The sequence below is a fragment of the Emcibacter sp. SYSU 3D8 genome, from assembly GCF_039655875.1.
Lineage (GTDB): Bacteria > Pseudomonadota > Alphaproteobacteria > SMXS01 > SMXS01 > RI-34.
Window position 1 is genome coordinate 120,057 of sequence record NZ_JBBYXK010000001.1, and the last position, 20,996, is coordinate 141,052.

23 protein-coding genes and 2 tRNA genes are annotated in these 20,996 nt (G+C 63.2%); 19 read left to right on the forward strand and 6 right to left on the reverse strand.

What is annotated here, in order from left to right:
* Positions 1-85: 85 nt before the first annotated feature.
* The 10 genes from WJU21_RS00575 to murI all read left to right on the forward strand — a co-directional run bounded on the left by WJU21_RS00575 (position 86) and on the right by murI (position 6,159).
* Entirely contained in the window at positions 86-391 is a 306-nt protein-coding gene (locus WJU21_RS00575) for an integration host factor subunit alpha (protein WP_346321437.1), read from the forward strand.
* A gap of 11 nt (positions 392-402) precedes the next feature.
* On the forward strand, positions 403-867 hold the full coding sequence (locus WJU21_RS00580; protein ID WP_346321438.1) for a MerR family transcriptional regulator: 465 nt from the start codon (positions 403-405) through the stop codon (positions 865-867).
* A gap of 95 nt (positions 868-962) precedes the next feature.
* Positions 963-1,039, forward strand: a tRNA-Pro gene (locus WJU21_RS00585).
* A 51-nt stretch (positions 1,040-1,090) separates the two neighbouring features.
* On the forward strand, positions 1,091-2,104 hold the full coding sequence (locus tag WJU21_RS00590) for a COX15/CtaA family protein (protein WP_346321439.1): 1,014 nt from the start codon (positions 1,091-1,093) through the stop codon (positions 2,102-2,104).
* Positions 2,101-2,433: a divalent-cation tolerance protein CutA gene (gene cutA, locus WJU21_RS00595; protein WP_346321440.1), complete on the forward strand. Its 333-nt coding sequence runs from the start codon at positions 2,101-2,103 to the stop codon at positions 2,431-2,433. The genes WJU21_RS00590 and cutA overlap by 4 nt, the downstream gene beginning before the upstream one ends.
* A gap of 155 nt (positions 2,434-2,588) precedes the next feature.
* Positions 2,589-3,053 carry a 50S ribosomal protein L13 gene (rplM, locus tag WJU21_RS00600; RefSeq protein WP_346321441.1) on the forward strand — a complete coding sequence of 155 codons (465 nt, stop codon included), beginning with the start codon at positions 2,589-2,591 and terminating at the stop codon, positions 3,051-3,053.
* A complete protein-coding gene (gene rpsI, locus WJU21_RS00605; protein WP_346321442.1) occupies positions 3,053-3,529 on the forward strand; it encodes a 30S ribosomal protein S9 in 477 nt (158 codons plus the stop codon). Before rplM ends, rpsI begins: the two co-directional genes overlap by 1 nt.
* A 130-nt stretch (positions 3,530-3,659) precedes the next feature.
* Positions 3,660-4,784, forward strand: coding sequence for an N-acetyl-gamma-glutamyl-phosphate reductase (gene argC, locus WJU21_RS00610; RefSeq protein WP_346321443.1), 1,125 nt, complete (start codon positions 3,660-3,662; stop codon positions 4,782-4,784).
* Complete coding sequence (locus WJU21_RS00615; protein ID WP_346321444.1) at positions 4,784-5,302, forward strand: gamma carbonic anhydrase family protein; 519 nt, start codon at positions 4,784-4,786, stop codon at positions 5,300-5,302. The genes argC and WJU21_RS00615 overlap by 1 nt, the downstream gene beginning before the upstream one ends.
* A gap of 5 nt (positions 5,303-5,307) precedes the next feature.
* The gene (murI, locus tag WJU21_RS00620; RefSeq protein WP_346321445.1) at positions 5,308-6,159 is read left to right on the forward strand and encodes a glutamate racemase; all 852 of its coding nucleotides are present in this window, start codon (positions 5,308-5,310) and stop codon (positions 6,157-6,159) included.
* A 70-nt stretch (positions 6,160-6,229) separates the two neighbouring features.
* On the opposite strand, the gene phaC is transcribed toward murI, so the two are convergent.
* Complete coding sequence (phaC, locus tag WJU21_RS00625; RefSeq protein ID WP_346321446.1) at positions 6,230-8,032, reverse strand: class I poly(R)-hydroxyalkanoic acid synthase; 1,803 nt, start codon at positions 8,030-8,032, stop codon at positions 6,230-6,232.
* Between the two features lie 187 nt (positions 8,033-8,219).
* Between phaC and WJU21_RS00630 the strand changes: the two genes are divergently transcribed.
* From WJU21_RS00630 to WJU21_RS00655, 6 genes are all read left to right on the forward strand, one after another.
* Positions 8,220-9,437 (forward strand): LL-diaminopimelate aminotransferase, encoded by a 1,218-nt coding sequence (locus WJU21_RS00630; protein WP_346321447.1) that lies wholly within the window; start codon positions 8,220-8,222, stop codon positions 9,435-9,437.
* Positions 9,434-10,726 carry a homoserine dehydrogenase gene (locus tag WJU21_RS00635; RefSeq protein ID WP_346321448.1) on the forward strand — a complete coding sequence of 431 codons (1,293 nt, stop codon included), beginning with the start codon at positions 9,434-9,436 and terminating at the stop codon, positions 10,724-10,726. Before WJU21_RS00630 ends, WJU21_RS00635 begins: the two co-directional genes overlap by 4 nt.
* A 33-nt stretch (positions 10,727-10,759) precedes the next feature.
* Positions 10,760-11,731, forward strand: coding sequence for a class II fructose-bisphosphatase (gene glpX, locus WJU21_RS00640; RefSeq protein ID WP_346321449.1), 972 nt, complete (start codon positions 10,760-10,762; stop codon positions 11,729-11,731).
* Between the two features lies 1 nt (position 11,732).
* Positions 11,733-13,532: a single-stranded-DNA-specific exonuclease RecJ gene (recJ, locus tag WJU21_RS00645; protein ID WP_346321450.1), complete on the forward strand. Its 1,800-nt coding sequence runs from the start codon at positions 11,733-11,735 to the stop codon at positions 13,530-13,532.
* Between the two features lie 67 nt (positions 13,533-13,599).
* Positions 13,600-13,674 (forward strand) — tRNA-Glu (locus tag WJU21_RS00650).
* A gap of 638 nt (positions 13,675-14,312) precedes the next feature.
* Positions 14,313-14,471 (forward strand): hypothetical protein, encoded by a 159-nt coding sequence (locus WJU21_RS00655; RefSeq protein ID WP_346321451.1) that lies wholly within the window; start codon positions 14,313-14,315, stop codon positions 14,469-14,471.
* Between the two features lie 111 nt (positions 14,472-14,582).
* Here the strand turns inward: WJU21_RS00655 and WJU21_RS00660 are convergent, their stop codons facing one another.
* The 4 genes from WJU21_RS00660 to WJU21_RS00675 all read right to left on the reverse strand — a co-directional run bounded on the left by WJU21_RS00660 (position 14,583) and on the right by WJU21_RS00675 (position 16,918).
* A complete protein-coding gene (locus WJU21_RS00660) occupies positions 14,583-15,242 on the reverse strand; it encodes a TerC family protein (RefSeq protein WP_346321452.1) in 660 nt (219 codons plus the stop codon).
* A gap of 337 nt (positions 15,243-15,579) precedes the next feature.
* On the reverse strand, positions 15,580-15,999 hold the full coding sequence (gene mscL, locus WJU21_RS00665; RefSeq protein WP_346322426.1) for a large conductance mechanosensitive channel protein MscL: 420 nt from the start codon (positions 15,997-15,999) through the stop codon (positions 15,580-15,582).
* A gap of 56 nt (positions 16,000-16,055) precedes the next feature.
* Entirely contained in the window at positions 16,056-16,322 is a 267-nt protein-coding gene (locus WJU21_RS00670) for a hypothetical protein (protein WP_346321453.1), read from the reverse strand.
* Complete coding sequence (locus WJU21_RS00675; protein WP_346321454.1) at positions 16,322-16,918, reverse strand: glutathione peroxidase; 597 nt, start codon at positions 16,916-16,918, stop codon at positions 16,322-16,324. The genes WJU21_RS00670 and WJU21_RS00675 overlap by 1 nt, the downstream gene beginning before the upstream one ends.
* Positions 16,919-17,037: 119 nt before the next feature.
* On the opposite strand from WJU21_RS00675, the gene WJU21_RS00680 reads away from it, so the two are divergent.
* Together WJU21_RS00680 and WJU21_RS00685 are read left to right on the forward strand one after the other, a co-directional pair.
* Complete coding sequence (locus WJU21_RS00680; RefSeq protein WP_346321455.1) at positions 17,038-18,048, forward strand: NAD(P)H-quinone oxidoreductase; 1,011 nt, start codon at positions 17,038-17,040, stop codon at positions 18,046-18,048.
* Positions 18,049-18,123: 75 nt separating this feature from the next.
* Positions 18,124-19,089 (forward strand): alpha/beta hydrolase, encoded by a 966-nt coding sequence (locus tag WJU21_RS00685; protein ID WP_346321456.1) that lies wholly within the window; start codon positions 18,124-18,126, stop codon positions 19,087-19,089.
* Here WJU21_RS00685 and WJU21_RS00690 read toward each other — a convergent pair.
* Complete coding sequence (locus WJU21_RS00690) at positions 19,086-19,796, reverse strand: DUF502 domain-containing protein (protein WP_346321457.1); 711 nt, start codon at positions 19,794-19,796, stop codon at positions 19,086-19,088. The two genes, WJU21_RS00685 and WJU21_RS00690, sit on opposite strands and share 4 nt — an antisense overlap.
* Positions 19,797-19,896: 100 nt before the next feature.
* Here WJU21_RS00690 and WJU21_RS00695 point away from each other — a divergent pair, with 100 nt between their 5' ends.
* Positions 19,897-20,994 (forward strand): PQQ-dependent sugar dehydrogenase, encoded by a 1,098-nt coding sequence (locus WJU21_RS00695; protein ID WP_346321458.1) that lies wholly within the window; start codon positions 19,897-19,899, stop codon positions 20,992-20,994.
* The last annotated feature ends 2 nt before the right edge of the window (positions 20,995-20,996 follow it).

Here is a 20,996-nt window from a genome sequence, read left to right on the forward strand (position 1 = left end):
GTTGCCGGGAATTTCCTTTTATATTGACTGGCTTAACGGCAATGCCTAACCTATTTCCCATCACTTCGGGGAATAGGTGCAGGCAATGAGCGGAAATACCGTAACGAGAGCGGATCTGAGCGAGGCCGTTTATCAGGAAGTAGGCCTGTCTCGCAATGAGTCGGCAGAGTTGGTCGAGAGGGTGCTGGACATCATCTCCGACAAGCTGGTCGAGGGCGAGAGCGTGAAGATTTCTTCGTTCGGCAGCTTCGTTGTACGCAAGAAGGGCGGCCGCACCGGACGCAACCCCAAGACCGGCGAAGAGGTGCCGATCGGACCACGCCGCGTGCTGGTGTTTCGGCCCAGCCAGGTCCTCAAGTCCATTGTCGCCAGCGCGACCCGTCCGTCGTAAGCCGCTATTGAATGGCATCGGACCAGGAAAATAGCGACGGGCGCAGCGCGCCGCGCAAGTCGCCGGACGCGTTCCGCACCATCAGCGAGGTGTCGGACGAGCTCACCGTCCCGCAGCACGTGTTGCGCTTCTGGGAAAGCAAGTTCACCCAGATCCGTCCGTTGAAGCGCGGCGGCCGGCGCCGCTACTACCGTCCCGAAGATGTGCTGCTGCTGCGCGGCATTCGCCGGCTCCTGTACGAGGACGGCTATACGATCAAGGGCGTGCAGAAGGTGCTGAAGGAGCGCGGTGTGCGCTCGGTGGCCAATGGCGGCCGGGAAGAGGGTGCCGTTCCGGCTGCATCGCCTGCGCCAGCGCCGTCGCTCGCCGCACCGCTCGATGCGGCCGAGATCGTTCGGGATGAAAATCAGGATGGCATCAATCTGCAGCGTCTGCTCGCCGAACTGGATGAAATCCGGGGAATGCTGACTCGCTGACTTTCATGCAACATTAGGGCTGGTATCCCGTCGCGGGCTGGCATTATAGTGCGCCCGCTTCGAACCGAGGGTATCGTCCTCGACGAGGCGTCTAACGGAGTGTAGCGCAGCCTGGTAGCGCATCACACTGGGGGTGTGAGGGTCGTCGGTTCAAATCCGGCCACTCCGACCAGTTCACGGGGCCGGCCTTGCGCCGGCCCCGGTTCACTTCGAGGCCCCCGAAATGACCGCAGCCAGCAGCCCGACCCTCCAGGACCGCACCCGCATCATCCGCTGGCTCATCGCCGTCGCCGCCCTGATCGTCATCATGGTGCTGCTGGGCGGTGTGACGCGGCTCACCGAATCCGGGTTGTCGATCGTCGAATGGCGTCCGGTTACCGGCACCTTGCCGCCGCTGTCGGACAGCGCCTGGCAGGCCGAATTCGACAAGTACAAGACCTCGCCCGAGTTCCAGAAGAAGAACAGCGACTTCACCGTTGCCGACTTCAAGACAATTTTCTGGTTCGAGTATCTGCACCGTCTGCTCGGCCGCCTGATCGGTCTGGCGTTCGCCGTACCGTTCTTCTGGATGCTGTGGCGTGGCCAGATTCCAGGGCCACTGAAGCCACGGCTCTGGCTGTTGCTGGGGCTCGGTGGGCTGCAAGGCTTCATGGGCTGGTACATGGTGGCGAGCGGGCTGGTCGACCGGCCCGATGTCAGCCAGTACCGGCTCGCCGCCCATCTGGGCATTGCCTTCGGAATCTACGGGTACATGGTCTGGCTGATATTCGGCCTGCTCAGGCCGGCGCCTGGGCGTCTGGCGCCGTTCTGCGGTGTGCTCACCGGACTGATTTTTCTGCAGATCCTGGCGGGCGCGTTCGTGGCGGGCATCGATGCCGGCTTCATCTACAACACCTGGCCGGCCATGGATAACGGCCGGTTCATCCCGGCCGGCATATGGACCGATCCGCCGTTGTGGCCCGGCATGTTCGAGGATCACCGCATCGTCCAGTTCAACCACCGCATGCTGGCATACCTGATCACGCTGCTGGTGGGTGTTTGGTGGTGGTTCAATCGGGAGAAGGGAGCACCGGCACATCTGCTGGCTCTGGCGACGCTGTTTCAGGTCGTCGCCGGCATCGTCACCGTACTCGTTCTGCCCTATGTGCCGGCGTGGCTCGCCGTGTTTCACCAGGCCGGCGGGCTCGCTTTGCTGACGGCGTCCTTGTACGCCCTGCACCGGGTGAGGAAACCATGAGTGGATATGTCACGGTCTACATGACGGCGTCATCGGCCGCCGAGGCCGACCGTATCGCGTCAGCGCTGGTCGAGGACCGGCTCGTCGCCTGCGTCAACATCCTGGGCGAGGTCCAATCGGTGTACCGCTGGGAGGGCGCTGTCCGGCACGATACCGAGGTGGCGCTGGTCGCCAAGACCCGGGCCTCACTGTTTGATGCGCTTACGGCAAGGGTACGGGCGTTGCACGCCTACGAGGTGCCATGCATCGTTTCCTGGCCCATCGATGCGGGAAATCCGGCCTATTTGTCGTGGATCGAGGCGGAAACGGCCGGCACGCCCGGAAAATAGCGCCCGAATGTGTGGTAGTTAAATACCATATTTTTAAGGTGTTGTTTTAACAGGTGAAAATTGAATGCTATCCTGTTGACTTGTGTTTGTAAATCGCCATACTTCGCCGCCGACGATCCAGGGGCGCGTGAAGCCCCTTATTCAAGGACCGACCGATGAAAACCTATTCCGCCAAACCCTCCGAGGTCGAGGCAAAGTGGCTGGTAATCGACGCCGAAGGCGTCGTGCTGGGCCGTCTCGCTTCCGAGGTCGCGAAGATCATTCGCGGCAAGCACAAGCCGACCTATACCCCGCATATCGATTGCGGCGATCACGTCGTGATCATCAATGCCGAGAAGGTTCACCTGACGGGCCGCAAGCGCGAGAACAAGGTGTATTACTGGCATACCGGCCATCCGGGCGGCATCAAGAGCCGTACCGCCGCCAAGATTCTGGACGGCGCCCATCCGGAACGCGTCATCGAGAAGGCCGTCGAGCGCATGGTGCCGCGTGGTCCGCTCGGCCGCGACCAGATGCGCAAGCTGCGCGTCTATGCCGGCGCCGAGCACCCGCACGAAGCGCAGCAGCCGGCGGTGTTCGATTTCGCCAGCCGCAATCCTAAGAACAAGAGGAACGCGTAATGTCCGATACCATCACCGATCTGAAGGATCTGGGCGCCGCCACCTCGCAGGAGACCGCGGCTCCGAAGTACGAGCAGGAAATCGACGCCCAGGGCCGTTCCTATGCGACCGGCAAGCGCAAGAACGCCATTGCCCGCGTCTGGCTGAAGCCGGGTTCAGGCAAGGTTACCGTCAATGGCCGTGACCAGGACACCTACTTCGCCCGTCCGGTGCTGCGCATGATCCTGCGCCAGCCCTTCGAGGTCGCCGACCGCAACAATCAGTACGACGTGGTTGCCACGGTCGTCGGCGGCGGCTTGTCGGGTCAGGCCGGCGCGGTGCGGCACGGTATTTCCAAGGCGCTGACGCTCTATGAACCCACGCTGCGCAAGCCGCTGAAGGACGGCGGCTTCCTCACCCGTGACTCGCGCGTCGTCGAACGCAAGAAGTACGGCAAGGCCAAGGCCCGCCGTAGCTTCCAGTTCTCCAAGCGCTAGGCGCAAGGCCAATCTGGAATTGGGGCCTTCCGCGCTGGCGGGAGGCCCTTTTTCTTTGTGTTACAGTGATGCGCTTGATTGGGCCGATCGAGGCTCCTAGGGTTCGCGCATTCCAGGCAGGGACGGACCGATGACGACACAGACCATCAGAGCAGCAATTCTCGGCGCCAGTGGTTATACCGGCGCCGAACTGGTGCGGCTTCTCAGCCAGCACCCCAACGTGGAAATCGTCGTGTTGACCGCCGACCGCCGCGCCGGTGAAAAGCTGGAGACGGTGTTCCCCCAATTCGGTTCCCTGGACTTGCCTGACCTGATGAGTATCGAGCAGGTGGAATGGGCCGGCGTCGAGGTGGACGTTGTGTTCTGCTGCCTGCCGCACGGCACCACCCAGGACGTGATCCGGGGCCTCATGCACAAGACCGGCCACACGCTGATCGACGAACTGGTGATCGAGACCCGCCAGGATTACGTCGCCGAGATATCGAAGCCGGTGAAGGTTATCGACCTGTCGGCCGATTTCAGGCTGGAGAACGTCGATACCTATGCCGAATGGTATGGCCACGAGCATCTTGCGCCGTCGTTGCAGAAGGTGGCCGTCTATGGCCTGACCGAACTGGCGCGGGAGCAGATCAGGGCGGCGGACCTCGTCGCGTGCCCGGGTTGCTACCCGACCAGTTCGATCCTGCCGCTGGCGCCGCTGCTGGCCGCACGCCAGATCGAGCCCGGCGACATCGTCATTGACGCCAAGTCCGGCGCGACCGGCGCCGGCAGGTCGCCCAAGGAAGGGACGTTGTTCACCGAAGTCTCGACCGGGATCCACGCCTATGGCGTCGCCAATCATCGTCATGGCCCGGAGATCGAGCAGGAATTGTCCAAGGCGGCAGGCGAGGATCTGGTCGTGGCCTTCACGCCGCACCTCGTTCCCATGAACCGCGGCATCCTCGCGACCATCTATGTGAAGATGATGGACGGCGTCACCGCCGAGGACCTGCACGACACGTTGTCGGCGGGCTACGAAAGCGAGCCCTTCATACGCGTGCTCCCCTTCGGCCAGGTGCCGGCGTCACGCCATGTGCTGGGCTCCAACCATGCCCTGATCGGCGTGGTTGCGGACCGCCGTTCCGGCCGGGCGATCATCGTCTCGACCATCGACAATCTGGTAAAGGGCGCCTCGGGACAGGCGGTGCAGAACATGAACGTGATGTTCGGCCTGGCCGAGTCGACCGGACTTGGCCAGCAGCCCATGTTCCCCTGATGGCCGGCCAGATCATTCCCTATCTGGGCATCGTGCCCCGGATCGATCCGACGGTCTTCGTCGCCGACGGCGCACGTATTGTAGGCGACGTCGAGATCGGCGCCGACTGCACGATATGGTTCAATTGCGTCATGCGCGGCGACGTCCACCGCATTCGCATGGGGCATTCATCGAACCTGCAGGACAGCTCGGTTGTGCATGTGACCGAAGGACGGTACGGCACGACGATCGGCAATTTCGTGCTGATCGGCCACATGTGCCTGCTGCATGGCTGCACGATCGAGGATGGCGTCCTGGTCGGCATGGGCAGCACGATCATGGACAATGTGGTGGTCGAGGAGGGCGCCATGATCGGCGCCGGCTCCCTGGTCACGCCCAACAAGCGCGTGCCGAAAGGCCAGCTGTGGGCGGGCCGTCCCGCTACCTATATGCGGGACCTTAAACCCGAGGAAATCGCTCACCACCGCAAGTTGACGCTGGGCTATGTCCAGCGCGGCAAAGAATATATGGGCCGCTGATCCGCATGATCGGTGTTTTCGATTCCGGCTCCGGCGGCCTCACGGTGCTTAAAGCGCTGGTCGAGGCGCTGCCGGACGAATCGTTCCTTTATCTCGGCGATCATGCTCGCGCACCCTATGGCGAACGGGACAATGCGGACATCGTCGCGTACACCACCGAGGCGGTGGATTTTCTCATGCGCTCGGGCTGCCGGCTTGTGGTCATCGCCTGCAATACGGCGGCGTCAGTGGCGCTGCGCACCATCCAGCAGAACTGGCTGCCGGCGCATTATCCCCGGAACCGCGTGCTCGGCGTTCTCGTGCCCATGGTCGAGGCCCTGGCCGGCGTGCCATGGCATCGGGAGGAACCGCACGAGGACGACGTGCTGCGGTATGCCCGCGTCGTATTGTTCGGCACGACCAAGACCATCGAAAGCCGTGCGTACCTGGAAGAAGTGAACAAGCGCGCGCCCGGCTGCGCCATTGTCCAGCAGGCGTGCCCCAATCTGGCCGGGATGATCGAGGAAGGCGCGCCTGAGCGCGTTTTGCTGGACGTTATCGAGACGTGGGTCGCCGCGGCGCTGGATGGCCACAGGGGATTCGCGCCCGATGCGGCGGTGCTCGGCTGCACGCACTATCCGCTGGTTCGCCACCTGTTCGCCCGTGGTCTGCCCGAGGGAACGCACATTCTCTCGCAGCCCGATCTGATCGCCGAGGCACTGACCGATTACCTGCGGCGCCGGCCCGACTTCGCCGAACCGGGGCAGGGTTCCGTGCGCTATCTCACCACCGGCGACCCGGCCCATCTGCGTGGGCTGGCCGTATTCATGACCGTTCTGCATGGGCAGTTCCAGCAGGTCCGGCTGTCGGATCGCTAGCCACCGGCTGGCCCCTGTACCACCGCGCGCCGCCACCCGCGGGGATGGCGGCGCATGGGAGCATGAAACCCTATGCCGCCGGCCGGGAACTGGTCACATAGCTGCCGGGCGCGTCCTCGATCACGGTCAGTTCGCGATCGCCGGGCACCCGGGCTGGTACTTTCTTGCCGGATTTCTTCGCAACCCAGGCCTGCCAGTCGGGCCACCAGGAGCCGGGATGCTCCACAGCGCCGGCCATCCACTCTTCCAGCGTCTTCGGGTTCTTGTCGTTGACCCAGTAATTGTACTTGTTGGCCGAGGGTGGATTGATCACGCCGGCGATGTGGCCTGAGCCAGCCAGCATGAACTTGGTCGGCCCGGAGAAATGGTTCACGCCCTTGAACACTGACTTGTACGGCGCGATGTGATCTTCCTTGCCGGCCTGCATGTAGATCGGCGTCTTGATTTTGGTCAGGTCGATGGGCACGCCGTCCAGCACGATGGCACCGGGCGTCACCAGGCTGTTCTCGTGGTACATGCGGTGCAGGTAATAGCTGTGCAGCGCCTGCGGCATACGCGTGGAATCCGAGTTCCAGTACAGCAGGTCGAAGGGCATCGGATCCTTGCCCATCAGGTAATTGTTCACCACGAACGACCAGATCAGATCGTTGGAGCGCAACATGTTGAAGGTCGTCGCCATGGAACTGGCGTCGAGATAACCCTTTTCGGCCATCTGCTTGTCGAGAACCTCGAGTTGCTCGTCGTCGATGAAGACCGACAGGTCGCCCGCCTCGGTGAAGTCCACCTGCGCCGTGAAGAACGTGGCCGAATTGATCCGGTCGTCACCCTTGGCCGCCATATAGGCGAGGGTGCAGGCGAGCAGGGTGCCGCCGATGCAATAGCCGATGGCGTTGACCTTGCGTTCCCCGGTCGCCTTTTCGATGGCATCGAGCGCCGCCAGCGGCCCCTCGATCATATAATCCTCGAAGGTCTTCTTGGCGGTTTTCTCGTCGGGGTTGACCCATGACAGCACGAAAACAGTATGGCCTTCGGACAGCGCCCAGCGAATGAACGAGTTCTTCGGCTGCAGGTCCAGGATGTAATATTTGTTGATCCATGGCGGCATGATCATCAGCGGTGTCTTGAGCACGGTCTCGGTGGTCGGCAGATACTGGATCAGCTGGATCACGTCGTTCTGGAACACCACCTTGCCCGGAGTCGTGGCCACGTTGCGGCCCACCTCGAAGGCATCGAAGTCGGTCATGGAAATGGCCAGCTGGCCCTTGCCGCGATCCAGGTCCTTCAACACGTTCTTCAGGCCGCGGATCAGGTTCTCGCCGCCGGTTTCGAACGTCTCGTGCAGCACGTCGGGATTCGTCAGCACAAAGTTGGTGGGCGACATGGCGTCGACGAATTGCTTGGAGAAGAACTCCAGCTTTTTCTGGGTCCGCTCGTCCAGCCCGTCGGTGTCGCGGATGGTGTTGGTGAACCAGCGCGACGTGACCAGGTAGGACTGCTTGATGAAATCGAAAATCTGGTTCTTGGTCCAGTCCTCACCTGCAAAGCGGCGGTCGCCCGGCGCAGGCGAGGCGACGGGTGGCGGTTCCTGACCGACGGCGCGCAGCGCCATGTTCTGCCACAGCACCATCAAGTCGCGCCACAGCTCGAGCTGGGCCTCGATCACCTTGGTCGGATTGTTCATCCAGCTGGAGGCCAGCTCAACCCAGGCATCGGACATCTTCACCGGATCGAAACCGGGGACGTCGGACTTTGCCTGTGGCTTGCGGAGAAATTCGGTGAGGAGCTTCTGATACTCCATCGCGATATGGCCCAGGTTTTCCGCCAGCTCGGGGCTGTAGCCTGCTTGACCGGATCCGTTGTCGCGCGACGTCATTGGAGTTCCTCCGTTCCTTGCCCATACCTTACTGAAATGGTGCGGCAGTGAAAAGTAACCCGGAATCAATCGCGTGCACCCGTTATTCCGGCGCATCAGATATGCCCCGGAAAAGCGCGGCACGATGCGCTTTGACTTGATCGGGCACCCTGCTATTAGAGTGCTTCCCTAGCGAAAGTAAGGAACCATGTCCTCCGAGTTTCACCGCATCAAACGCCTGCCTCCCTACGTCTTCGCGGAAGTCAACGCGATGAAGGCAGCCGCGCGAGCTCGTGGCGAGGACGTGATCGACTTCGGTATGGGCAATCCCGATCTGCCGACGCCTCAGCACATCGTCGACAAGCTGGTCGAGACGGTCAGGAATCCGCGCACCCACCGGTATTCGCAGTCGCGCGGTGTGCCGGGCCTGCGCAAGGCATTCGTCAACTATTACGGCCGCCGTTTCGGCGTCGAGCTGAACCAGGAAACCGAGGTGATCGTGACCCTCGGATCGAAGGAAGGCCTGGCCAATCTGGCGTCGGCGATCAGCGCGCCCGGCGACGTCATCCTGGTGCCGAATCCGTCCTATCCGATTCACGCCTTCGGCTTCATCATCGCCGACGCGGCGATCCGGCACCTGCCGTTTCCGCTGGAAGGCGATTTTACCGCCAACTTCATGCGGGGCCTCGCCCATGCGGTGAAGCACTCGGTGCCGGCGCCCATGGCCGTCGTGCTGAACTTCCCGGCCAACCCGACGGCGCGGGTGGTCGATCTGGACTTCTATGCCGAGGTCGTCAATTTCTGCCGCAAGCACAATCTCTACGTGCTGTCGGATCTGGCCTATGCCGAGATCTATTTCAACGACGTGCCGCCACCGTCGATCCTGCAGGTGCCGGGTGCGCGGGACGTGGCGGTCGAGTTCACGTCCATGTCCAAGACCTATTCCATGCCGGGCTGGCGCATCGGCTTCGCCGCCGGCAATGCGCGGCTGATTTCGGCCCTGGCGCGCATCAAGTCGTATCTCGATTATGGCGCGTTCACACCGATCCAGGTGGCCGCGACTGCCGCGCTCAACGGCCCGCAGGATTGTGTCGAGGAGGCGCGCCAAATCTACAAGCACCGCCGCGACGTCCTTGTTTCCAGTTTCGCCCAGGCCGGCTGGGACATTCCCAGTCCGGAAGCGACCATGTTTGCCTGGGTGCCGGTACCGGAGCAGTACGCCCATCTGGGGTCGAACGAGTTCGCCAAGCTGCTGCTGCAGGAGGCGGCCGTCGCCGTCGCGCCCGGCATCGGCTTTGGCGAGTATGGCGACGGGCATGTGCGCATTGCCATCGTCGAGAACGAGCAGCGTATCCGTCAGGCCGCGCGTGCCGTTCGCAAATTCTTCGGCAGCGGTGTGCAGGAACTGAAGGCGGTGAACGCATGAGCCGCCCGCTCCGCGTCGGGGTCGCCGGCCTCGGTACGGTAGGCGGCGGCGTGATCCAGGTGCTGAACCGGCATGCCGCACTGATCGCCCAGCGCTGCGGCAGGGAGATCACGGTCACCGCGGTGTCGGCCCGTAACCGTGAACGCGACCGCGGCCTGTCGCTCGAGGATATTTCCTGGCATGACAATCCGGTGGCGCTTGCCGCCGATCCGAATGTGGACGTGATCGCGGAACTGATCGGCGGTGCCGACGGCCCCGCCGCAGATCTGGTCGAGGCCGCACTGACGGCTGGAAAGCCGGTCGTGACCGCCAACAAGGCGCTCATCGCCAAACATGGCACACGGCTTGCCGGCATTGCCGCCAGCCAGGGCGCGGCCCTGCGATTCGAGGCTGCGGTGGCCGGCGGCATTCCCATCATCAAGGCGCTGAGCGAAGGGCTGGCCGGTAACGGCCTGTCGCGCATCTACGGCATCCTGAACGGCACCTGCAATTATATCCTGACCGAGATGGAATATACCGGCCGGGCGTTCGAGGATGTGCTGGCCGAGGCGCAGCAGCTGGGTTATGCCGAAGCCGACCCGAGCTTCGACGTGGACGGTATCGATACGGCACACAAGCTGGCGATCCTGACCAGTGTCGCGTTCGGGGCTCCGTTGGACTTCGAATCCATATTCGTCGAAGGCATCAGGCATATCACGCCGATGGATATCGAGTTCGCGTCCGAACTCGGTTACCGCATCAAGCTGGTGGGGATCGCGGCGCTGAGCGAAAAGGGTTTGCTGCAGCGCGTCCATCCTAGCCTGGTTCCCGCCGACAAGGCGATCGCGCAGGTGGACAGCGTGTTCAACGCCGTCGTCGCCGAAGGTGATTTCGTCGGCCAGTCGATCTATCAGGGGCGCGGCGCCGGCGCCGGCCCGACCGCGTCGGCCGTGGTCGCCGATTTGATCGATATTGCCCGTGGCAATGTTCATCCGGTGCTGATGCCGCCGGTCGACGGGATGCGGGGCACGCAAAACCTGGCGATGGATGCACATGAAGGCCGTTATTATGTGCGACTTTCGGTGGCCGATCAGCCGGGCGTGGTGGCCGAGATCGCCGCGGCGCTGCGAGATGAAGCCGTGTCCATGGAGGAACTGCTGCAGCGTCCCAATGGCTCTGGGCAACCGGTAAGCTTCGTGATGACGACCCATGAGGTGGGCGAAACCAGTATGCTTCGGGCGCTGGCGCGGATAGAGAAGCTGCCCTTTATCGCGGAAAAGCCGGAAGTTATCCGTATTGAAACATTCTAAAGCTAAACAGCGGCGTTGAAGAAGGCAGGGCAAGTGAACAAAAAGATGGATATCAAGTCGGCGCTGGACCGCATGCTGGTTCTGGAAATCGTCAGGGTCACGGAAGCTGCCGCCATTGCCGCCGCGCGCCTCGTTGGCCGGGGTGACGAGAAGGCGGCCGATCAGGCTGCCGTCGATGCCATGCGCACCCAGCTGAACAGTCTCGACATATCCGGGGTGGTGGTGATCGGCGAAGGCGAGCGCGACCAGGCTCCCATGCTCTATATCGGCGAGGAAGTGGGCCGCGGCGGCCCCAAGGTGGATATTGCGCTGGATCCCCTGGAAGGCACGACCATCGCGGCCAAGGCCATGCAGAACTCGTTGGCGGTGATCGCCATCGGCGAGGCGGGCACCATGCTGCGCGCGCCCGACGTCTATATGGACAAGATCGCCATCGGCGGCGGCTACGCCAGGGATCTGGTCGACTTGGACAAGTCGCCGAAGGAAAATCTCGAGGCGCTCGCCAAGGCCAAGGGCGTTCCGGTCGGCGAACTGACGGCCTGTATCCTCGACCGGCCGCGGCATGCCGAACTGATCCGCGAAGTGCGCGACGCCGGCGCCCGCATCCACCTGATCGGTGACGGCGATATCGCCGGTGTCATCGCGACCACCGATCCGAATACCGGCATCGATATCTATATCGGCTCGGGCGGCGCGCCGGAAGGCGTGCTGGCGGCCGCCGCGCTCCGCAGCATTGGTGGCCAGATTCAGGGGCGGCTGCTGTTCAAGACCGATGACGAGAAGGCCCGTGCAGCCAAGCAGGGCGTGAAGGACCTGAGCCGCAAGTACTGCCTCGAGGACATGGTCTCGGGCGACGTGATCTTCGCGGCCACCGGGGTGACCGACGGCTCCATGCTGGAAGGCGTCCGCCTGATTCCCGGCGGCTGCACCACCGAAACCATCGTGATGCGGTCCTGGTCGCAAACTATCCGCACCATCAAGACTCAGCACCGCGGCAAGAGATAAGATGGCGGACACCGACACCGATCAGCCTCCGATCCTCGGTGTCCGGAATTCCCTGACCGGCCAGTCCTGGCACATGGCCGAGGCCGACGAGCGTCTGGTCCAGGCCTGCGCCCAGCGCCATTCGATTCCCGATGTCGTTGCGCGCGTGCTGCTGGCGCGCGGTGTGGCTGTCGATGACGCCCCCGCTTTCCTCAATCCCACCATCCGCGCGCTGCTGCCATCATTGCCGGCGCTGCGCGACCTCGATGTGGCGATCGCGCGTCTTGTCCGCGCCATCACCGCCGGCGAGAAAATCGCCGTATTCGGCGACTACGACGTGGATGGCGCCACCTCGACGGCGCTGATGCTGCGGTTCCTGCGCGCCGTGGGCGGCGAGGCAGCCTATTACATCCCCGACCGGATCCGCGAAGGCTATGGCCCCAATGAAGCGGCCATGCGCCTGCTGAAGGAGCAGGGCGCGGCGGTGGTCGTCACCGTCGATTGCGGCACCACCGCGACTGCACCGCTGGCCGCGGCCCGGCTGATGGGGCTGGATGTCATCGTGGTCGATCACCACCAGGCCGATGCCGCGCTGCCGCCCTGCACGGCCATGGTCAATCCCAACCGGCAGGACGAAGACGAAGTCCTGCGCGCCCAGTTCGGCAATCTGGCGGCCGTGGGCGTGGCGTTCCTGCTGGTCGCTGGTGTCAACAGCGCGCTGGATGCCGCCGGCTGGTTCAGCGGCAGGCAGCGGCCCAATCCGCTCGACTGGCTCGATCTGGTCGCGCTAGGCACGGTGTGCGACGTGGTGCCGCTGAAGGGCCTGAACCGCGCCTTCGTATCGCAGGGACTGAAGGTGATGCGCAAGCGCGGCAATGCCGGGATCGCCGCACTGGGTGATGTGGGCGGCATGACCGAGCCGCCCGGGACCTATCATGCCGGATTCGTGCTCGGTCCGCGGGTGAACGCGGGCGGGCGCGTCGGTCGCGCGGACCTGGGCACCCGGTTGCTCAATACGGAAGATCCGATTGAGGCCGGCCGGATCGCGGCCGAACTGAATGGCTTCAACGAAGAGCGCAAGGCCATCGAGCAGGCGGTTCAGGCCGACGCCATCGCCTGCGTTGGCAGCGATTGCGCGGATTCCATCGTCGTGGTGGCGTCGCACGGCTGGCATCCCGGCGTGATCGGTATCGTTGCGGGCCGATTGAAGGACAAGTATCGCCGCCCGACCTTTGTCATCGCCATCGATGGCGGCATTGGCAAGGGATCGGGGCGCTCGGTCCCCGGCGTCGATCTGGGCGGTGCCGTGCGCGCGGCGGCCCAGGCTGGCCTGCTGGAAAACGGCGGCGGCCACAGCATGGCGGCCGGCCTGACCGTTCGAGAGGATCGCATTGACGAGCTGAAGGCATTCTTCAACGCGCATCTGGGCGGCCGCGCCGGCAACGCGGAAGAAGCCCGCGGCTTGCGCGTCGACGCGCTGCTTACGGTCATGGGCGCCACACCCGGCCTCGTGGAAGTTCTGGAACAGGCCGGACCCTATGGTTCGGGTCACCGCGAACCGCGCTTCGTGCTGCCGCAGGCCAGGCTGGTGAAGGCAGACGTGGTCGGTGAGAATCACGTGCGCTGCATCCTGTCGGGCAGGGACGGCGGCCGGCTGAAGGCCATTGCGTTCCGCGCCATGGAAGGCCCGCTGGGTCCGGGCCTGCTGACGGCGGCGGGCAAGGGCGAGGCGCTGCACATCGCCGGCCACCTGCGCGCCGACCGCTGGATGGGCCGTCTGGAATGCCAGTTGATGATCGATGACGCCGCCCAGATTTTCTGATGCGAAACCGAGGCCTAAACCCCCTTGACCCGGTAGGGGCCAGTATGTAGAAACCGGGCTCCGCGATGATCCCTTCGTCTAGCGGTTAGGACGACGCCCTTTCACGGCGTAAACACGGGTTCGATTCCCGTAGGGATCACCAAACCACCCCCCAGCATCAGACTTTTTAATGCCCTTACTCGTTCGGGGTAGAGCGGGTCGAATATCAGTTCCGCGCGAAAGCCAAATCCGTGCTTGGCAGGCCGCATCGGCGCCCAATTCACTGTCGTAGTGCTTGAACACCGTCTCCGTGGTGCTGTGGCCGATTGGTTGGCGGTGTAGGCGGGATAGACGCAGTTCTTTCACGCCGCTGTGCCGTGGCGGATGCCGCGCCTGCGCCGTCCGCATAGCCCGATGAAGCGCCGCCGTTCACCGCCGTGCAACGCCAGGGGCGGCTGTCTGACGGGCGGAAGGCCGAACCGGGGATCAAGTAGCACGTGGCTTTCCGTGTCCTCGCCGGCGACGAAATGGCGTGCTTCCACGACACCAATGGTCGCGTTGACAGTCACTGGCAGAGAGCAGCCCGACCTTGCGAACAAGGGTTCCGATCACTTGAGGTTGCCGGGGTTCTCCGCGACTATTGGGCCATCGCCATCTTCATGTGGTATAGACGGCCATCGTCGAGTGCACCCGGCTGCGTTGCATGGGGCCGCCCGATTACTGCGGTGCGCCCGCACCAGGTGTCATCAAGGCACCGCGCTTCGCGGCAGCTTCGAGCCGCGCCCAGAATCCGAGGGACACATGGTTTCCAAGCCCAACTACAATCATCAGCGCGCCGAGCGGAACCGCTCCAAGGCACAGAAGAAGCTGGAAAAGCAGCAGCGGCGTGAGGGCGATAACGCTTCCACGAACGATACTGATTCGGGCGCACCGGACACCGAGCAGGAACCGGCGAATTAATAGTCAGCTGCAGGTCGTGATGAAGGTGCGGCAGGGGCAATGGATGACGTTGCCCACGGCCGACCGCGTGGTGCACGAGACGGCCGGTGCCGAATCATGCACGCGGCGGCGCTACAGGCTTCCGTTGACGTGCGGCCAGACTTCGACGGCGCCCCGATAGATCATGTCCAGCGCCACATAGAGGATCACCAGCAGGCCCACATAGGCGATCCAGCGGTGCTTCTGCAGCAGACGGGCGATGAACGACGCGGCCAGGCCCATCAGGGCGATCGACAGGATCAGGCCGAATATCAGGACATAAGGGTGTTCCCGCGCGGCGCCAGCGACGGCGAGCACATTGTCGAGCGACATGGATACGTCGGCGATGACGATCTGCCAGGCGGCCTGGGCAAAGCTTTTGCGCGGCGCGCCCTTGGCGATCGCGCCGTCATGGTTCAGGTCGGAATCGGTCAGCGCCTCGGCGGCGTTTGTCTCGTCCTGGGTGGAGATCTGCAGCTCGCGCCACATTTTCCACGACACCCATAGCAGCAGCACGCCGCCAGCGAGCAGCAGGCCGATGATCGCCAGCAGCTTGGTGGTGAGCAGCGCAAAGATGATGCGGAGCACCGTGGCCGCCAGCACGCCGATCAGGATCGCCTTGGCACGCTGTTGCTTGGGCAGGCCGGCAGCAGCCAGGCCGATGACGATGGCGTTGTCGCCCGCCAGCACCAGGTCGATCATGATGACCTGGAGGAAGGCAGCGAGGACTTCGGGTGAGAACAGGTCGCTCATGGCCGAGCCTCGGGGAACCTGCTGGAGCGGGGAGCGGCAGAGTGTGAATAGGGCATGCGCGGACCACTGGCTTGATCCAGTCCGACATCACAGCGACACGCTGCCAGAGGGGCCCGGCCTGGTGACCTGCAAATTAGTCAACGGTATGCGAAGATTCAACCCCGCCCGTGTCAGGACTGTCACGTCGGGCTCAAATTGCCAGGAATCCGTCGCAGATGAGGCGAACGCGCAGCGAGAACCAGCGGGAAGCGGGCTTCCGGCTATGGGAATGGCGAGTCGAGGGGAGGCGAGGGTGGTGCCTGCCCGACCGGCAGGCACCTCATCCCTGATGGCGGTACTAGGCTTTCTTCGCGAGCAGATCGCGGATTTCGGTCAGCAGCACTTCTTCCTTGCTGGGTGCGGGCGGCGCGGCGGGGGCTGCTTCTTCCTTGCGGCGCATGCGGTTCATGGCCTTGATCATCAGGAAGATCGCCCATGCGACGATCAGGAAGTTGATGATCGTGTTGACGAACACGCCCCAGTTTACGGTGGCGGCACCCGCTTCGGTCGCCGCCTGCAAGGTGTCGTATTCGCCGCCGGACAGATTGATGAAGTAGTTCGAGAAATCGACTCCGCCGGTCAGGTAACCGGCGACGGGCATGATGACGTCCTTAACCAGCGAGGTGACGATGCCGCCGAACGCCGCGCCGATGACGACACCGACCGCGAGATCGATCGCATTGCCCTTGACCGCGAATTCGCGAAACTCTTTGACCATACCCATGAAATTGTCTCTCCCAGGATTTCCACAATTCAGTGTTGCGCAATACTCGGCTAACCGCAATCCGTCATTGGCTGAAGAGGCAGCAACCTATTGTGTGGCGAGGAGGGCTTTGGCGGCGAATCCTCCAACGAGCCTGCGCTGTAGACCTGATCCTGATGATCCAGATCGTTGGCCGTGATGCGCAAACCATTGCCTTGGACGGTTATTATATGAAGCTGCGGGATTTCGACATGGCGCTCAACTTCGTCGCCGCGAATGAAGCATGCGCCCCAGAAGGTCGCGGCGCGGTCCAGACGGACCGGCCGCGCGGCCTGCATCAATGCTGCGGGAAGCTGGTGGCCTTGGGCAATGCCTTGGTGAGGGCAGCCTGGAGTTCAGCCGAGTCCGGCGTCACATCGGATTTGAAGGTCCGGACGAAGCGGCCTTCGGAATCGATCAGAACCTTGTTGAAGTTCCAGCTTGGCACCGCCGTCCGTCCGCCCGCTTCACGCACCCATTTGTAGAACGGATGTGCATTCTTGCCGGTCACCGGATTGCTCTCGGTCAGCGGGAAGGTGATGCTGTAGTTGGCATCGCAGAACTTCTTGATCTTGGTGTTGTCGTCGTACTCCTGCGCGAAGCTGTCGGACGGCACGCCAACCAGCACCAGCCCTTTGTCCTTGTAGGCCTTCCAGACCGCCTCAAGACCCTTGTATTGCGGCGTATAGCCGCAGAACGAGGCGGTATTGACGACCAGCATGGCCTTACCCTGATAGGTCTTCAGGGGCATCGGGTCGCCCTCGATGGAGACGAACTCGAAATCGTACGCCGACTGGGCCGTGGCGGCGTTGGCGTCGTTGACGGTGAAAGGCACCATCAGCACCCCGATCGCGGCGGTCGCGAGGGCACCCAGGACACGAAGTGGACGGATCATGCAGTTTCCTCCTTGCGCAAGCCCGGAGCTTAGCCGCTTTTCCACAGGAATTGCATGATTTCGTCTGTGCGCCCTTCATGCGGGCATGTAGGGTCTGGGCTCGAAACAGGGGAATTACCATGAGCGATACCATTCCGAACACCATGACCGCTGTCGTTTTCGCCGAGACCGGCGCACCCGACGTCCTGCGCCTGGCAAGCGTGCCCACGCCCGAACCGGGCGAAGGCGAAGTCCTCATCAAGGTCGAGGCGGCCGCGCTGAACTGGGCGGATACGCTGGAGCGCAACGGGTCCTATCCGGGCTGGTCCGACAAGCCGGATGCGATCATGGGGCTGGAGGTTGCGGGCACCATCGCCAAGGTGGGCAGCGGCGCCAATCGGTTCAATGTTGGCGACCCGGTCTGCGCGTTGCTGGCCGGCGGCGGTTACGCCCAATATGCGGTCGCACCCTCGCCGCAGGTGCTGCCCTTGCCGCGCGGCTTCAGCATGGCCGAAGGGGCCGCGGTGCCCGAGGCGTTCTGCACGGTCTGGACCAACATGATCGAACGCGGCCACCTGCGTCCCAGCGACACGGTGCTGATCCATGGCGGCGCGTCGGGCATCGGCACAACGGCGATCCTGGTGGCCAAGGGTCTGGGCTCGAAAGTCATCGTCACCGCCGGCAGCGACGAGAAATGCGCCAAGTGCGAAGCCATCGGGGCCGACAAGGCGATCAACTACAAGACCCACGACTTTTCCGACGAGGTGATGGCCTTCACCAACGGCGAGGGGGTCGATGTCGTCCTGGATATTATTGGCGGAGACTATATCCAGAAGAGCCTGGATCTGCTGAAGCAGGATGGCCGGCTGGTAAGTGTCGGCATGCTGGGCAGCAACGATGTGAACCTGAAGCTCTCGACCATCCTGATGAAGCGCCTGACCATCGCCGGTTCGACCTTGCGCACCCGCACGGTGGCCGAGAAGGGCGCGCTGATGGCCGAGTTGAAGCGCTGCATCTGGCCGATGTTCGACTATGGCGGGGTGCGTCCCGTGGTCGATTCCGTGTTTCCCGCGGAAAAGGCCAACGAGGCACATGCGCGGATGGAAGAGAAGCTGCACACCGGCAAGATCATCATCACCTTCACGCACTAGATACCGTTCGGTAACAAGATGTTGCGCGTGGTTCGCGGAAAGTCTTAGGCTTGCTGTCCAGACAAGGAGGAAGCCATGGATTTTCCCGCAGCGCGCCTGATCGAGACCAACGGCGTCCAGCTGGCCGTGCACGAGGCAGGACCGAAGGACGGCGTGCCGATTGTGCTGTGCCATGGCTTTCCGGAGCTGGCGTGGTCCTGGCGGCACCAGATCCCGGTGCTTGCGGCGGCCGGGTACCATGTCATCGCGCCAGACCAGCGCGGCTACGGCGAGAGCAGCAAGCCTGCGGATGTCGTTGAGTACGACATTCATCACCTCACCGGCGACCTGACCGGCCTGCTCGACCATTTCGGCATCGAGAAGGCAATTTTCTGCGGACACGACTGGGGCGGGCTTGTGGTTTGGCAGGTACCGCTGCTTCATCCGAGCCGCGTGGCCGGAATCATCGGCGTCGGCGTGCCATTTCTGCCGCGTGGCCCGGTCGATCCCATCGACATGTTCCGCAAGGCATTCGGCGACCGGATGTACATCGTCAACTTCCAGGATTCGCACGAGGCCGACGAGGTTTTCGATTCCGATCCCTACCGGGTGTTCGACGTGCTGATGCGCAAGAATCCCATCTCTCTCGATGACTTCAAGAAGCTCTCGAATGCCGACCGCGTTCCGGATCTGGTCGCCCGGGTGAAGCAGGGGCCGTGGGACACGGCGCGCATTGTCGGCGAGGACGAGTTGCGCGTCTTTGCCGATACCTTCAAGCGCAGCGGCTTCACCGGACCGATCAACTGGTACCGCAACTGGAGCCGGAACTGGGCGACGACGGCGCATTGCCCACAGCAGATCGACGTGCCGGCGCTGTTCGTACGGGCAGGCAACGATCTGGCGACGGCAAGCATTCCCGATCTGGACAAGGGCATGGCGGCTTGCGTCGCTGATCTGGAATGCCGCGAGATCAAGGACAGCGGGCATTGGACACAACAGGAATATCCGGACGAACTGAACGGGATTCTGCTCGATTGGCTGAGAAGGCGGTTTCCCGCCTAGGGTTCTTTGGTCTCGCCGAGTGCTTCCGCCAGCGAGATGGGCGACCCGCTGCTATGGCGGAAATTGATGGTCTCGCGTGAGACAGCGCCGCCGGAAATGATGAAGGTCATGGCCTCGTCGAGGGTCCAGTCGGTGGAGGTGACCCGGTCGAGCGGCACCAGTTCCAGATAGCCTGACGTCGGCACGGGCGTTGTCGGCACATAGACGGCCGCGATCTTCTCGCCCGTATCCACGTCGGTGAGCGTTCTTGTGACGATCCCGACCACTTTCATGTCCTTGTGGGGGAACGAGATGAGCACCACGCGCTGCACGCCGTCGGGTTTTTGCTGCATCGCGGCCAGCAGCTTCTTGCTGGCGCCATAGATTTTTTCGACCAGCGGAATCCACTGCATGATCCTGTCGAACAACACCAGCAGCCGCGCACCGATGAACTGGCTGGTGGCCCAGCCGATCAGCATGATGGCAGCCAGGGTCAATACCAGCGCCAGCGCGGTCTGCATGGCGTCACCGGCGAACCAGCCGGCCATGGGGCCAAGATATTCGGTCACCTTGCGCGCGGCCGGGCGCCCAAGGGCCGAGAGCCGATCCAGGATGAAGGTGAAGATCACCCATGTAATCCAGACCGGGATCAGCGTCAGCACGCCAGTCAGGAACCAGCCCTGGGCGCGGGTGCCTATCGATTTGAACGGATTGCGAATCTTGGCCATGGCCGGTGTTTCCCGAGGTCGGTCGCAGACCTATATAGCGCCAGTGGGCCGTTAAATCGACGGATTGCGGGTGGGGCAGTTTCATGGCGGGAGTGGTTTGGTGATTTTGAGAGGGTTTGCACTGGTCTTCGTGCTGGTCGCCGGCATGGCGAATGCGAGGGCAGCCGAGTTGCCTTTGGACAAGCTCACGCTGCCGGCGGGCTTCGGCATCGCTGTCTGGGCCGAGGTCGACGGCGCCCGCTCCATGACAGTCGGTGACGGGTTTGTCGTCGTCGGCACCATGAGCTCGGAGGTCTTTGCCGTGCCGTTCGACAAGCAGACCTTCAAGGCTGGCAAGACGGTCACGGTCACGAAAAATCTGTCGGTGGCCAATGGAGTCGCCCTGTTGAATGGCGTGCTCTACATCGCCGAGCAGCGCCGGGTGATCCGCTGGGGCAACGCGGCATTCGACCCGGCAAAGCCCGCACAGCGGCCGGTGACGATCGGCCCGGATCTGCCCGACAAGGCCCATCACGGCTGGCGCTACATGGCGGCCGGCCCCGATGGCGCACTCTATGTGACGCTCGGTAGTCCGTGCAATGTGTGCATGCCCGAGGGGCTGGAGGGAACCATCATCCGGCTCGATCCCGATACCGGCAAGGCCGAGAAAATGGCAACCGGTCTGCGTAACTCCGTTGGCGTCGCGTTCCACCCGGTTACCGGGGCGATGTATTTCACGGACAACGGCGCGGACATGATGGGCGACAACACGCCGCCGGAAGAACTGAACGTGCTGAAAGCGAAGGGACAGAACTTCGGGTTTCCGTGGTATGGCGGCGGCAAGGCGCGCACCAGGGATTTCATGCAACAGCAACCGCCTGCGGACGCGCAGTTCCCGGTGGCCGAATTCAATGCGCACTCCGCAGCATTGGGGTTCGCGTTCTACACCGGCTCCATGTTTCCGGCGTCCTACAGAAATCATGCCATCGTGGCGCATCATGGGTCATGGAATCGCACTGTCCCCATCGGCTACCGGCTGATGGACATCCAGATGGACGCCGCAGGCAAGGTAACCGGCGTGCGCCCCTTCATTACCGGCTGGCTCGACCGGGGGCGTGCGTGGGGCCGGCCTGTGGACGTGAAACTGCTGCCAGATGGCTCTATGCTGGTGTCCGACGACTATGCCGGCGTCATCTACCGCATCACCTACGGAAAGTAGCC

Bases quoted from the DNA above. Each gene is read 5' to 3' on its own strand.
- WJU21_RS00575 (WP_346321437.1), top strand. From the start codon at position 86: ATGAGCGGAAATACCGTAACGAGAGCGGATCTGAGCGAGGCCGTTTAT.
- WJU21_RS00580 (WP_346321438.1), top strand. From the start codon at position 403: ATGGCATCGGACCAGGAAAATAGCGACGGGCGCAGCGCGCCGCGCAAG.
- WJU21_RS00590 (WP_346321439.1), top strand. From the start codon at position 1,091: ATGACCGCAGCCAGCAGCCCGACCCTCCAGGACCGCACCCGCATCATC.
- cutA (WP_346321440.1), top strand. From the start codon at position 2,101: ATGAGTGGATATGTCACGGTCTACATGACGGCGTCATCGGCCGCCGAG.
- rplM (WP_346321441.1), top strand. From the start codon at position 2,589: ATGAAAACCTATTCCGCCAAACCCTCCGAGGTCGAGGCAAAGTGGCTG.
- rpsI (WP_346321442.1), top strand. From the start codon at position 3,053: ATGTCCGATACCATCACCGATCTGAAGGATCTGGGCGCCGCCACCTCG.
- argC (WP_346321443.1), top strand. From the start codon at position 3,660: ATGACGACACAGACCATCAGAGCAGCAATTCTCGGCGCCAGTGGTTAT.
- WJU21_RS00615 (WP_346321444.1), top strand. From the start codon at position 4,784: ATGGCCGGCCAGATCATTCCCTATCTGGGCATCGTGCCCCGGATCGAT.
- murI (WP_346321445.1), top strand. From the start codon at position 5,308: ATGATCGGTGTTTTCGATTCCGGCTCCGGCGGCCTCACGGTGCTTAAA.
- phaC (WP_346321446.1), bottom strand. From the start codon at position 8,032: ATGACGTCGCGCGACAACGGATCCGGTCAAGCAGGCTACAGCCCCGAG.
- WJU21_RS00630 (WP_346321447.1), top strand. From the start codon at position 8,220: ATGTCCTCCGAGTTTCACCGCATCAAACGCCTGCCTCCCTACGTCTTC.
- WJU21_RS00635 (WP_346321448.1), top strand. From the start codon at position 9,434: ATGAGCCGCCCGCTCCGCGTCGGGGTCGCCGGCCTCGGTACGGTAGGC.
- recJ (WP_346321450.1), top strand. From the start codon at position 11,733: ATGGCGGACACCGACACCGATCAGCCTCCGATCCTCGGTGTCCGGAAT.
- WJU21_RS00655 (WP_346321451.1), top strand. From the start codon at position 14,313: ATGGTTTCCAAGCCCAACTACAATCATCAGCGCGCCGAGCGGAACCGC.
- WJU21_RS00660 (WP_346321452.1), bottom strand. From the start codon at position 15,242: ATGAGCGACCTGTTCTCACCCGAAGTCCTCGCTGCCTTCCTCCAGGTC.
- mscL (WP_346322426.1), bottom strand. From the start codon at position 15,999: ATGGTCAAAGAGTTTCGCGAATTCGCGGTCAAGGGCAATGCGATCGAT.
- WJU21_RS00670 (WP_346321453.1), bottom strand. From the start codon at position 16,322: ATGCAGGCCGCGCGGCCGGTCCGTCTGGACCGCGCCGCGACCTTCTGG.
- WJU21_RS00675 (WP_346321454.1), bottom strand. From the start codon at position 16,918: ATGATCCGTCCACTTCGTGTCCTGGGTGCCCTCGCGACCGCCGCGATC.
- WJU21_RS00680 (WP_346321455.1), top strand. From the start codon at position 17,038: ATGAGCGATACCATTCCGAACACCATGACCGCTGTCGTTTTCGCCGAG.
- WJU21_RS00685 (WP_346321456.1), top strand. From the start codon at position 18,124: ATGGATTTTCCCGCAGCGCGCCTGATCGAGACCAACGGCGTCCAGCTG.
- WJU21_RS00690 (WP_346321457.1), bottom strand. From the start codon at position 19,796: ATGGCCAAGATTCGCAATCCGTTCAAATCGATAGGCACCCGCGCCCAG.